The following is an 11,327-nucleotide window of genomic DNA, read 5'->3' as shown; positions in this document are numbered from 1 at the left end:
GGACTCACTGGTCTGCGGCCGCGGGGCCGAGGGGCTCGAGCGCGTAGCCGATGCCGTGCACGGTGCGGACCCGGTCGGCGCCGATCTTGGCGCGCAGCGACTTGACGTGGCTGTCGAGCGTTCGCGTGCCGGTCGCGTCGGCCCAGCCCCACACCTCACGCATCAGGTCGTCGCGCTCGCGAACCAGGCCGGGCTCGGCCGCGAGGGCCAGGAGCAGGTCGAACTCGAGCGGCGTCAGGTGCACCTCGGCCCCGTCGACCGAGACCCGTCGCGTGCCGCGGTCGACCCGCAGCTGCCCGAGCGCGAGCACCGGTGGGTGCTCGGCGGCCAGGGCCCGCGCCCGCTCGACGCGGCGCAGCAGGGCCCGGATCCGCGCCACCACCTCGCGCATGCGGAACGGCTTGGTGACATAGTCGTCCGCCCCCACCCCGAGCCCGACGAGCAGGTCGGTCTCGTCCGCTCGCGCGGTCAGCATGAGGACCGGCACCGGTCGCTCGGCCTGGATGCGTCGGCACACCTCCAGCCCGTCGAATCCGGGGAGCATCAGGTCGAGGACCACCAGGTCGGGACGGTGATCCAGGTGGGCCGCCACGGCGCCGGGCCCGTCGTAGGCCTGAACGACCCGGAAACCTTCTGCGACAAGGCGATCGGTCACGGCCTGGTTGATCGTGGCGTCGTCCTCGACGACGAGCAGGGTGGCCTCGACGTTGGTTGCTGGCGGCGTCTCGGGGGTCCCTTCAGGCATGGTCCGAGCGTAGAAGTGCCCGGGTGGGCGTCGCGCGCGCGACGTGTGGAGATTGTGTGAATGCGGCCGCCTCGTGGACGAGCCGGCCCTCCCGACAGGTATGCCGCCCGCCTGGGTCAGGCGGACGGCATACCGGGACGTGCTGCGGGGTCGGTCAGGACCTCACTGGCCGACGCGGAAGCGCGCGAAGGACTGCGCCGTGGCGCCGGCCTCCTCGAGCACCTTGCCGACCGACTTCTTGGCGTCCTTGGCGAACGGCTGCTCGAGCAGCACGTTGTCCTTGAAGTAGCCGTTGACGCGCCCCTCGACGATCTTCGGGAGCGCAGCCTCGGGCTTGCCCTCCTCGCGCGCGGTCGCCTCGGCGATGCGACGCTCGTTCTCGACCGTCTCGGCCGCGACCTCGTCGCGGGTCAGGACGGTCGGGCTGAACGCGGCGACGTGCATCGCGACGTCACGACGGACCTGGTCGTCGCCACCCTCGATCGCCACGAGGACGCCGATCTGCGCGGGCAGGTCGGGGCTCGTCTTGTGGAGGTAGGCGGAGACGTTGGCGCCCTCGACGCGGGCGACGCGCTTGATCTCGATCTTCTCGCCGATCGTCGCGTTCGCGTCGTCGAGCAGCTCCTGGACGGTCTTGCCGTCGGGCGTCGTGCTGGCGAGCAGCTCCTCGGCCGAGGTGGCCTTGGAGGCGATCGCCTGCTCGAGGACCTGGTCGGCCAGGGCGATGAACTTCTCACCCTTGGCGACGAAGTCGGTCTCGCAGAGGACCTCGACGAGCGTGCCGTAGCCGTCCTGTGCCTTGGCAGCCACGAGGCCGTTGGAGGCCGTGCGACCCTCACGCTTCGTGACTCCCTTGAGGCCCTTGACGCGAAGGATCTCGACGGCCTTGCCACGGTCGCCCTCGGCCTCGTCGAGCGCCTTCTTGACGTCCATCATGCCCGCGCCGGTCTGCTCGCGAAGTGCCTTGATGTCAGCGGCGGTGTAGTTCGCCATGCTCTGTTTCGCTCTTTTCGTCAGTGAGTTTCGTGCGGAGTTCGACTGTGGCCGAAGGACGCTCAGGCCTGCTCAGCCGTCTCGGCCTGCTCAGCCGTCTCGGCCTGCTCAGCCGGCTCGGCCGTCTCGGCCGCGGTGGCCGAAGGCTCGAGCGGGGCCTGCTCGGACGCGTCGGCCTCGAGCGCCTCGGCGGCCTCGGACGTGGCCGGCGAGACCTCGGAGACGGCCGCCTCGGCGTAGAGCTCGCGCTCCCACTCCGCCAGGGGCTCCTCGGTGCTCGTCGCCTCGCCGGTGCGGCCGGTCGAGCGCTGCACGAGGCCATCGGCGACAGCGTCGGCGACGACCCGCGTCAGCAGCGTGACGGAGCGGATCGCGTCGTCGTTGCCCGGGATCTTGTAGTCGACCTCGTCGGGGTCGCAGTTGGTGTCGAGGATCGCGATGACCGGCAGGCCGAGCTTGCGGGCCTCGTCGACGGCCAGGTGCTCCTTCTTGGTGTCGACGACCCACACGGCCGAGGGGACCTTGGCCATGGTGCGGATGCCGCCGAGGGTCTTCTCGAGCTTGTCCTTCTCACGCTTGAGGACGAGGAGCTCCTTCTTCGTGCGGCCCGAGCCGGCCACGTCGTCGAAGTTGATCTCCTCGAGCTCCTTGAGGCGCGTGAGGCGCTTGGAGACCGTCTGGAAGTTGGTGAGCATGCCACCGAGCCAGCGGTGGTTGACGTACGGCATGCCGACGCGCGTCGCCTGCTCGGCGATCGGCTCCTGGGCCTGCTTCTTGGTGCCGACGAAGAGGATCGTGCCGCCGTGGGCCACGGTCTCCTTGACGAAGTCGTACGCGTTGTTGATGTACGTCAGCGACTGCTGCAGGTCGATGATGTAGATGCCATTGCGCTCCGTCATGATGAAGCGCTTCATCTTGGGGTTCCAGCGACGGGTCTGGTGCCCGAAGTGGACGCCGCTCTCGAGGAGCTGGCGCATGGTGACGACGGCCATGCCGTGTTCTCCCTTGTTTCGTTGTCGACAGTTGGTTGGCGGCGTGACGCGAACGGTCGTGCCCCGAGGGACCCAGCCGGACGGCATACGCCGCACTCCTGGCGCCTGCCCGCACCCCGCCCGACCCTGCTCACTGGAGCGGGACGGGACTGCCGTGGTGCGGCCCGGGCCGTGAGGCCCGGCAGAAGACGCGCGAATTAGGCCCCGTGCGCCGAAGCACACGTGACCGCCCTTCATGGTACGGCCTGACCCGCGATGTGGAGAAATCGAGGCGACCCGCCAGAATGACTCGCATGGCGCACTGGCTTGGGACGATCCCCGCGTTCGTCGTCCTCTCGCTCGTGCTCTTCGTGCCCGGCTGGCTCGTGGTGCGGGCGCTCGGCTCACGCGGTCTGGAGGCACTGGCCGTCTCCCCCGCCGTCACGGTCGGGATGGTGGCCGCGTCCGCGACGGTCGCCCAGCGCGTCGGCGTCCGCTGGGGACTGGTGCCGTTGGTCGTGGTCACCGCGGTGTGCGTCGGTGTCGCTTGGCTCGTCGTGCGGCTGCTCGGTCACCACGACCCGCACCTGACGCCGTCCCGCCGCTTCCTCGGCCGTCCGCGCCCGGACGTCGCGATCGCCGTGGCGCTCGGCGCGGTCATCGCGCTGGCGTTCATCGTGCCCTCGATGGGCCGCCCCGACGAGCTCGTCGACAGCCCCGACGCGGTCTACCACCTCAACCGCATCGCCCTGTTCCTCGACACCGGCAACTTCTCGATCGCCAACCCGACCTTCTACCCCAACGGTTTTCACGCCTGGGTGGCCACAAGCCTGATACCCGGTGTCGCCGACGTCCTGCCCGGCACCAATGTCGCCACGCTCGTGCTTGCCGTGCTGGTCTGGCCGATCGGCTGCGTGGCGCTCGTGCGCCACGCGCTCGGCAGCAAGCCGCTGGTGACGTATGCCGCCGGGCTGGCCTCTGCGGCGTTCATCTCCTTCCCGACGATCCTGCTCGGGTGGGGCGTCCTTTGGCCCAACCTCATGGCGACCGCCCTGACTCCGGGGGCCCTGGCCCTGATGCTGCAGGCGGCCCGCTCGCGCAGCGTCGGCCAATGGCTCGGCTTCGCCGCCGCGATGCCGGGTCTCGCGCTCATCCAGCCCAACGCCCTCGTGGCACTCGTGCTCTTCGCGCTCGTGTGGTTCGTCGCGGCGCGGTTCCGAGCCGGGCTGCTGGGGCACCTGCCGTGGTGGAAGGTCGCCCGGGACCTCGGCGTGGTCGGCGTGGTCTGCGTCATCGGCCTGGTCATCGCACCCGTGGTGTCAGAACGTCTCGCCTCGACCCAGTCGTACGCCTGGAACAACCGCATCCCGATCTGGGACGCGCTCGTCGAGGTCGTCGGCGGCAGGCTGCAGATCCCGGTCGTGCTCTGGGGCCTGCTGGCCCTGATCGCCCTCGGCATCGGCTGGATCGTGCTTCGCGCCAGGGCCGCCATCCCGGTCGTCGCCATGTGGGGTGCCGTCGTCGTGCTCTACGTCATGGCTGCCTCGTCCACGGCGTCGTGGACCGCGCTCATCACGGGCTACTGGTACAACGACAAGGTCCGGCTGGCCGCGCTCGCCGCCGTACCGGGCGTCGTGCTCGTCGCAGCGTCGGCACCTGCCATCCGCGCTCTGCTGTGTCGCGTGTCGTGGATCTCCAAGCGTCCGGTCGCGTCCTCGGCCGCGGCCCTCGCGGTCATCCCTCTGGTCACCGTTGTCGCGAACGCCTCGACACGCGTCAACTTCCTCACCGAGTTCTACCAGCCGAGCGACCCGAAGAAGGTCATCCTGTCCTTCGAGGCTCAGGACTCGCTGCGGCAGCTCGCCGCCCTCATCCCGCCCGGGCAGGGTGTGGTGGGTCGCCCCGAGAACGGGTCGCCCTTGATGTACGCCCTCTTCGGCACGAACACCCTGTACCGATCCATCCCGATCCCGGCGACCGGTGACGAGATCCTCATCGGGACCGGCTTCGACGAGATGGAGCAGCGGCCCGAGGTCTGCCAGGCCATGGCCCGCCACGACATCCGCTGGGCCATCGACTCCCCGCACGTCTACTGGCTCGACCGGCCCGAGCGCAGCTCCGGTCTGAAGAACCTCGACCAGGTGAGCGGCGTCGAGAAGGTCAAGACCGTCGGCGACTACACCCTCTACCGCGTCACTGGCTGCCCGGCGACCACGCCCTGAGCGGACGCCCCCCCGCGTCGACCGATGGCCGGCGCCCGGCGCCTCGGCACTCTGGACACTCGGGTCCAGCCGGCGCGGCTACGCTCGCCGCATGTCACCCGGCATCCCGACATCCCCGGTCATGGCCTTCGGCACGACGATCTTCGCCGAGATGTCGGCCCTTGCGACGGCTACCGGGAGCATCAACCTCGGCCAGGGGTTTCCCGACACCGACGGTCCTCCCGAGATGCTCGCCGCCGCGAAGGCGGCGATCGACGGAGGCCGCAACCAGTACCCGCCGGGGCCTGGCGTCCCCGAGCTGCTCGAGGCGATCTCGAGGCACCAGTCACGTTTCTACGGCATCACCGTCGACCCCGCATCGCAGGTGCTCGTGACCGTCGGCGCGACGGAGGCGATCGCATCCGTCGTGCTCGCGCTCTGCGAGCCCGGCGACGAGGTGGTCACCTTCGAGCCCTACTACGACTCGTATGCCGCAACGATCGCGCTCGCCCGAGCCACCCGGCGGACGTCGGTCCTGAGGTTCCCCGACTTCGCGGTCGACGAGGAGTCGCTGCGGGCGGCCTTCTCGCCACGGACCCGCCTGGTCCTGCTGAACTCGCCCCACAACCCTACGGGCAAGGTGTTCAGCCGGGCTGAGCTGGAGCTCATCGCCTCCCTGGCGCGCGAGCACGACGCATGGGTCGTGACGGACGAGGTGTACGAGCACCTCGTCTTCGACGGAGTCGAGCACGTCCCGATGGCGACCCTGCCGGGGATGTTCGACCGCACGATCACCATCTCGTCGGCCGGCAAGACGTTCTCGGCCACCGGCTGGAAGGTCGGCTGGCTTTCGGGACCCGCGGAGGCCGTCGCGGCGGCCCGCACGGTCAAGCAGTTCCTCACCTATGTCGGCTCGGGGCCGTTCCAGCCAGCCGTCGCGCTGGCGCTCGGGCTGGGCGACGAGGTGTATGCCGGCGTGCGCAGCTCGCTCCAGGCCAAGCGCGACCTGCTGTGCTCCGCCCTGGAGGAGCTCGGCCTCACCGTGTCCCGACCCGGGGGCACGTACTTCGTCACCGCCGATGCAGCGCCGCTGGGTGCGGTCGACGGGCTGGAGTTCGCGCGGCGCCTGCCCGAGATCGCAGGAGTCGTCGGCGTCCCGGTCTCCGTCTTCCACGACGACAAGGACGCGGCCCGCACGCTGATCCGGTTCGCGTTCTGCAAGAAGGACGAGGTGCTCGTCGAGGCCGCGAGCCGGCTCGCCAGGGCAGGACACCACAGCTCCTGAGCGCGAGCGCGGTGGCTTTCCACATGGGGAGACGCCACGACACAGTTGTCCACATTCGCCGGTGGCTGGGCTTCCTGGTCCCAGATGCCGATTCATCCTTGCTCCATGATGTTCACGGATGCACTTGCCGGCCTGGTCGCCCTCGTGACCTCTGTTGCGGCCTCGACTGCGGCGCCAGCCGCAGGACCGACTGTGGGGCCGAGCGGTGGCTCCGGCGCAGGATCGGTCGCGCGTTCGGTGGCCGGATCGGTCGCGGGATCGGTCGCGGGATCGGTCGCGGGATCGGTCGCGGGACCGGTCGCGGGACCGGTCGCGGGATCGGTCGCGGGATCGGTCGCGGGACCGGTCGCGGGACCGGTCGCGGGGCCGACGGGGCATCGGGCCGCCCAGGGGCGGGGATGGCTGTGGCCGCTCGAGCCGCGACCCGTAGTGGTGCGCCCGTTCGACCCGCCGGAGCAACCGTGGGGCAGCGGACATCGAGGCGTCGACCTTCGAGCCGAGGTCGGCCGCGCCGTCCGGTCCCCTGCTGACGGAACGGTCGCCTTCGCCGGCACGCTCGCGGGCCGAGGCGTTGTCGTGGTGAGCCACGACGGCGGCCTGCGAAGCACGTTCGAGCCGGTCGAGGACGGCCCGCCGGTCGGCACGCAGGTCGTCGCGGGAGCGACGGTCGGACGCGTGTCAGGCCAGTCCGGTCACTGCGTGCCGGAGACCTGCCTGCACTGGGGCGTGCTGCGCGGCAGCACCTATCTCGATCCCCTGTCCCTGCTGCGCCGGACGCCGGTCGTCCTGCTGCCACTGCCCTGATCGCGTGCGGATCGGACCACCCCTGGACGGTTCGCGTGCCCAGCGGCGTGTCGACCCAGGAATGCGCGCCGTGGTCAGGCTCGTGGGTGCGCCTGCTCGTAGCTCCGGCGGAGCCGGTCGACCGAGACGTGCGTGTAGATCTGCGTCGTGGCCAGGCTCGCATGACCGAGGATCTCTTGAACCATCCGCAGGTCGGCCCCGCCCTCGAGCAGGTGGGTTGCGGTGCTGTGCCGCAGTCCGTGTGGCCCGAGGTCGGGCGCGTCCGGCAGGTGCGAGAGCAGCTCGTGGACAGCGGACCGCACCTGCCGCGCATCCACTCGGCGACCTCGCCGACCGAGGAAGAGTGCCGGGCCTGACCTCTCGTTGACGAGCCGGGGGCGCGTGGCGAGCCAGTCGGAGATCGCCGTCGCCGCGGGGACGCCGAACGGCACGATCCGTTCCTTGGCCCCCTTGCCCATGACCCGGACGACGTTCTGCGCCAGATCGACGTCGTCGACGTCGAGCGCGGAAAGCTCACCGACGCGGATCCCGGACGCATAGAGCAGCTCGAGAACCGCCTTGTCGCGCACGTGGATCGGGTCGGCGTCGTCAGCGCGGACCGCGGCCAGATCGAGCAGGTCGCTTGCCTCCCCTTGCTTGAGCACGCCCGGCAGGCCGGCTCGTCGTTTCGGGGCCACCAGGCGGATCGAGGGGTCCACCGGGATCCGGCCGGTGTGCTCGGCCCATTTGAGAAACGTCCGCGCGGCCGCGGCGCGACGGGCGATGGTGGCCCGCGCCGCGCCGGCATCAGCCTGGTCGCCGAGCCAGGCTCGGAGATCACCGATCCGCAGCGCGGCGACCTCCGTGATCCCACGGGACGCCGCAAACGACAAGAGATGCCGAACGTCGCCAAGATAGGCACGGCGCGTGTGCACCGACCGGCCCCGCTCTGCGCCGAGGTGCCTGGAGAAGTCGTGCAGCAGCTCCGCGTGCTGTTCGAGCTCCGCGTGCTGTTCGAGCACCGCGTCAGCGCCCGATGTGCTGGTGATGTCGTCGCTCCCCCCGGCCTCCCAGCCCGTGACTGCCCCGCCGGCTGCCAGGCCAGGGCGGGTGCGAGTCACATCAGTCACTCCCGCACCATGACAAACCGACACGCCCAACGCAAGCACCCCCGGGCGCCTCCGATGCCGGACACCGCCCAAGGGCGCCCCGACAGCGGCGTCAGAGGTTGGAGCCAAGGTCGTGTGGTGGCTAGGTGGCTAGGTCTCCGCCAACGCCTCGAGGTTGAGTCGGCTGCGGCCCAGGAGCCAGCCCACTGTGGCAGTCAGCACCGGCGCAGCGGTCGCCTGGACGACCAAAGGCGTCCACAGCGACAGGTCACGCGCCTGGCCGGCGCCCCAGACGGCGAGGAACGCGACGCCGGACGCCGCGACGGCCGGCACCCCGGCCGCCACCGCGATCGCGACCGGCAGGGTGGCCTCCATCGCGGCCGCGGCTCGGGTGACCCGTGATGGGACGCCCATGGCGCGTTGTGCCACCAGGGTGCGTTCGGCGGCCCACCGGGCCTCGGTCATCGAGAAGACGAACATGAGAAGGCAGAGCAGGTACGCCAGCGCGAGCGCGGCGCGCAGCACGGCGGTCTGCGACTGGTAGCGGGCCAAGGACGCCGGGTCTTTGGTGTTGTGCGCCACCAGGGCGTCGGGTGCGTCGGCGCGGAGGCGCGCCTGCAGGTCGTCCGCCTGGCCCGCGGCGACGGTGACGCTGATGAACGGGTTTGGTTCGTGCATCGCCCATGGCGCGAGGTCGGGCGGGATGAGCAGGTCGCTGGGTCCTAGCCCGCCGGTCCTCGCCTCCGGGGCGGTGATGGTGACCGGCGCTCGGCCGACCTGAGCGATGCGCAACCGGGCGCCCGCCCGGATAGCGCCGGGAGCGTTGGCGGGTCCGAGCCGCAGCGGGCCAGGCGTGCAGACGATGTCGGTCAGTTCGTAGGCGTGGGCATAGTCGCCGCAGCGCATGACCGTGATGGTGGTGAGGGCGTCGGGGCTTGCGTCACTCGCCGCGTTGATGCTGATCTCGGTCGTGGAGGGCAGGTCTTGCCGCAGTGCGTCTCGCTGAGTCTGCGGCGCCCGTGACACATCCACGGTCAGGACGGCCTTGGTTGGGTCGCCGACCGCATCGAGATACGTCCCGTAGAGAAAGGCAGTCGACGACCCGGTCACGAACAGAGTCGCCACGAGCGCGCTGACCAGCCGGCGGCCGAGCAAGTCCTGCGTCTGCGCCAGCCGGGCGCCGAGCCGGAGCCCGGCTGGCAGGTCTGTCGTGGACAGCCACCGGCCGATCCCGGCCGAGAGCCACGGTAGGGCAAGTAGCAGCCCGGCCGTGGTGGTCAGGCAAGCGGCCAGGACCAGCGGCACGTGGGTCATCGTGGGCAGGACCGTGTCGTCCGGCGGTGCCTGCCAGACCTTGGTGACCACGACGACGAGGAACGCCGCGCCCACGAGGGCCAGCGCGCCACCGACCCACGCCCGCCAGGGTCGATGCCGCCTGCTCGTCTCTCCTATGAAGAGCAGGCGACGCATGCCTCGTCGGCCGATGACCCAGGCCACCAGGTATGCCGCTACGACCGTCGCGCAGACCACCACCGGCCCGGTCCGGGTGTCGTCGACGAACCAGCGCACGCCGAGCACCCCGCCCGCGAGCCACGGCTGCGCCAACGAGTTCAGGCCTACTCCCGCCGCCGCGCCGAGGGCCGCGACGATGGCCAGCTCGGCGCCGAAGATCCGGGCGCAACGGTCCTGCGAGACGCCGATAAGGCGCAGCGCAGCGAGCCGAGTCCTTCGGCTCGAGACGGATAGACGCGCGCACACGTTGAGGAACAGGAGCGCGGGCACGGCCATCAGGACCAAGGCCTCGAGCCCGAGCGCCGAGGAGTCGTCGCTGGTCCCGTCGCGCGGCCCGAAGGAGGTGACCGCATCTGGCATGTCTGCGTCGGGCGAGCCTGCATCGAGCGAGACCGGATTGAGCGCTTCTGGATTCGGCGCGCGTGGGTCGGGAGTGACCGCCTCGGCCGGGCCTGGATCCGGCGCCGCGCCGAGCCCGGACTCTGCGGCAGCTTCAGTAGCAACTCTGGTGTAGGAGACCAGCTCGTCCGGGCTGACCAGTCCGGCCTGGCCGATCGGCGTGGGGTCGATGGTGCCGAGGCCCGTCAGCTGACGGTGATCGCGACCGAGCAGGTCCTGCAGCGCCGGGGAGACAACCGTGTGCCCGGGTGCGGGCAGGGTGGCCAGGCCTGGCGGCACCGGGCTGTGCCCGTCACCGCGGTCGAGCCGAACCTGGGTCCACTGCTGGCCGCCCAGCACCGTGGTGGAGGACTCGACCGTGAGGCCGACCGTGCCGGCAGGCGGGTGTGCCCACACCGGCATACGGCCGGCCTCTCGATGCGCGGCGGCGCCCAGGGCGCGGGGCACCGCCACCGCAACGAGCAGGGCTGCCACCGACAGGGCCATCCCGACGGCCATCATGATCAGCCGTGCGACATCTCTTCGGCCAGCGCCACGCACCAGCCGGGCCGCAAGCCGAAGGTCCCCGATCACTGCCCCGGTCCCGTCGACACCACGGCGCCCTCGCGACCTGAGGACATGCCGCCCTGTCCGCCGAGAACCTCTCCCTGAGCCCCTCCCTGGGCAAGCTGCCCGTCCACAACCCGGACCACGCGGCCCACCTTCGCGGCCGCGACCGGATCGTGGGTAACGAGGACCAGCAGGGACCCCAGTGAGGCCGAGGACTCGACGAGCAGGTCGAGCACGAGGTCCCGGTTGCGGGTGTCCAGCGCCCCGGTCGGCTCGTCCGCGAAGACCACGGAGGGACGGGTGGCCACAGCGCGTGCGATGGCGGCGCGCTGGCGCTGCCCACCGGAGACCTGCTTGGGTCGGCGTCCCGAGGAGTCCGAGATGCCGAGCCGCTCGGCCCACTCGTCGGCCACCGCGAGAGACGCGCGACGGCTCGAGCCGTTCAGCTCGACCGGCAGGGCGATGTTCTCACGCAGCGTCAGCTCCGAGACGAGCTCGGCCGACTGGAACACGAACCCGAAGCGACGCAACCGGATCCGGCTCCGGACCCGATCGGAGAGCTCGTACAGGTCCCGGCCCTTGAAGGCCACCGTGCCCGCGGTCGGCGGCTGCAGACCCGCCAGACACCGCAACAACGTCGACTTGCCCGACCCGGACGGGCCGACGACGGCGACCGACTCACCGGCCCGAGCCGCGAAGCTCAGGCCGGCGAGCGCCGGCGTCTGCCCGTAGTCGACCCGCAGATCTACCCCCGACAGCAGCACCTCAGACATCAGCCAG

9 protein-coding genes are annotated in these 11,327 nt (G+C 71.0%); 3 read left to right on the top strand and 6 right to left on the bottom strand.

Annotation, left to right across the window (positions count from 1 at the left end; all coding sequences use genetic code 11):
• Positions 1–4 precede the first annotated feature (4 nt).
• The 3 genes from ACYVLP_RS10260 to rpsB all read right to left on the bottom strand — a co-directional run bounded on the left by ACYVLP_RS10260 (position 5) and on the right by rpsB (position 2,730).
• Positions 5–745, bottom strand: a complete 741-nt coding sequence (locus ACYVLP_RS10260) for a response regulator (protein ID WP_460627231.1) — start codon at positions 743–745, stop codon at positions 5–7.
• 162 nt (positions 746–907) lie between these two features.
• On the bottom strand, positions 908–1,738 hold the full coding sequence (gene tsf, locus ACYVLP_RS10255; RefSeq protein WP_460627230.1) for a translation elongation factor Ts: 831 nt from the start codon (positions 1,736–1,738) through the stop codon (positions 908–910).
• A 62-nt stretch (positions 1,739–1,800) separates the two neighbouring features.
• Positions 1,801–2,730, bottom strand: coding sequence for a 30S ribosomal protein S2 (gene rpsB, locus ACYVLP_RS10250; protein WP_460627229.1), 930 nt, complete (start codon positions 2,728–2,730; stop codon positions 1,801–1,803).
• A gap of 293 nt (positions 2,731–3,023) precedes the next feature.
• Between rpsB and ACYVLP_RS10245 the strand changes: the two genes are divergently transcribed.
• The 3 genes from ACYVLP_RS10245 (at position 3,024) to ACYVLP_RS10235 (ending at position 6,999) form a co-directional block, all read left to right on the top strand.
• On the top strand, positions 3,024–4,931 hold the full coding sequence (locus ACYVLP_RS10245) for a DUF6541 family protein (RefSeq protein ID WP_460627228.1): 1,908 nt from the start codon (positions 3,024–3,026) through the stop codon (positions 4,929–4,931).
• 91 nt (positions 4,932–5,022) lie between these two features.
• The gene (locus tag ACYVLP_RS10240) at positions 5,023–6,195 is read left to right on the top strand and encodes a pyridoxal phosphate-dependent aminotransferase (RefSeq protein ID WP_460627227.1); all 1,173 of its coding nucleotides are present in this window, start codon (positions 5,023–5,025) and stop codon (positions 6,193–6,195) included.
• Positions 6,196–6,300: 105 nt separating this feature from the next.
• The gene (locus tag ACYVLP_RS10235; protein WP_460627226.1) at positions 6,301–6,999 is read left to right on the top strand and encodes a murein hydrolase activator EnvC family protein; all 699 of its coding nucleotides are present in this window, start codon (positions 6,301–6,303) and stop codon (positions 6,997–6,999) included.
• 74 nt (positions 7,000–7,073) lie between these two features.
• Here the strand turns inward: ACYVLP_RS10235 and ACYVLP_RS10230 are convergent, their stop codons facing one another.
• The 3 genes from ACYVLP_RS10230 to ACYVLP_RS10220 all read right to left on the bottom strand — a co-directional run bounded on the left by ACYVLP_RS10230 (position 7,074) and on the right by ACYVLP_RS10220 (position 11,320).
• On the bottom strand, positions 7,074–8,000 hold the full coding sequence (locus ACYVLP_RS10230; RefSeq protein ID WP_460627299.1) for a tyrosine recombinase XerC: 927 nt from the start codon (positions 7,998–8,000) through the stop codon (positions 7,074–7,076).
• Positions 8,001–8,237: 237 nt separating this feature from the next.
• Positions 8,238–10,571, bottom strand: coding sequence for an FtsX-like permease family protein (locus tag ACYVLP_RS10225; protein WP_460627225.1), 2,334 nt, complete (start codon positions 10,569–10,571; stop codon positions 8,238–8,240).
• Positions 10,568–11,320: an ABC transporter ATP-binding protein gene (locus ACYVLP_RS10220; protein ID WP_460627224.1), complete on the bottom strand. Its 753-nt coding sequence runs from the start codon at positions 11,318–11,320 to the stop codon at positions 10,568–10,570. Before ACYVLP_RS10220 ends, ACYVLP_RS10225 begins: the two co-directional genes overlap by 4 nt.
• Positions 11,321–11,327: the final 7 nt, after the last annotated feature.

It is taken from the genome of Intrasporangium mesophilum (genome assembly GCF_054783095.1).
Note: the sequence above shows the minus strand (reverse complement) of the source record. Positions and strands in the feature narration are given on the sequence as shown.

Excerpts from the sequence above, each read along its gene's own strand:
- ACYVLP_RS10260 (WP_460627231.1), bottom strand. The coding sequence starts at position 745 with ATGCCTGAAGGGACCCCCGAGACGCCGCCAGCAACCAACGTCGAGGCC.
- tsf (WP_460627230.1), bottom strand. The coding sequence starts at position 1,738 with ATGGCGAACTACACCGCCGCTGACATCAAGGCACTTCGCGAGCAGACC.
- rpsB (WP_460627229.1), bottom strand. The coding sequence starts at position 2,730 with ATGGCCGTCGTCACCATGCGCCAGCTCCTCGAGAGCGGCGTCCACTTC.
- ACYVLP_RS10245 (WP_460627228.1), top strand. The coding sequence starts at position 3,024 with ATGGCGCACTGGCTTGGGACGATCCCCGCGTTCGTCGTCCTCTCGCTC.
- ACYVLP_RS10240 (WP_460627227.1), top strand. The coding sequence starts at position 5,023 with ATGTCACCCGGCATCCCGACATCCCCGGTCATGGCCTTCGGCACGACG.
- ACYVLP_RS10235 (WP_460627226.1), top strand. The coding sequence starts at position 6,301 with ATGATGTTCACGGATGCACTTGCCGGCCTGGTCGCCCTCGTGACCTCT.
- ACYVLP_RS10220 (WP_460627224.1), bottom strand. The coding sequence starts at position 11,320 with ATGTCTGAGGTGCTGCTGTCGGGGGTAGATCTGCGGGTCGACTACGGG.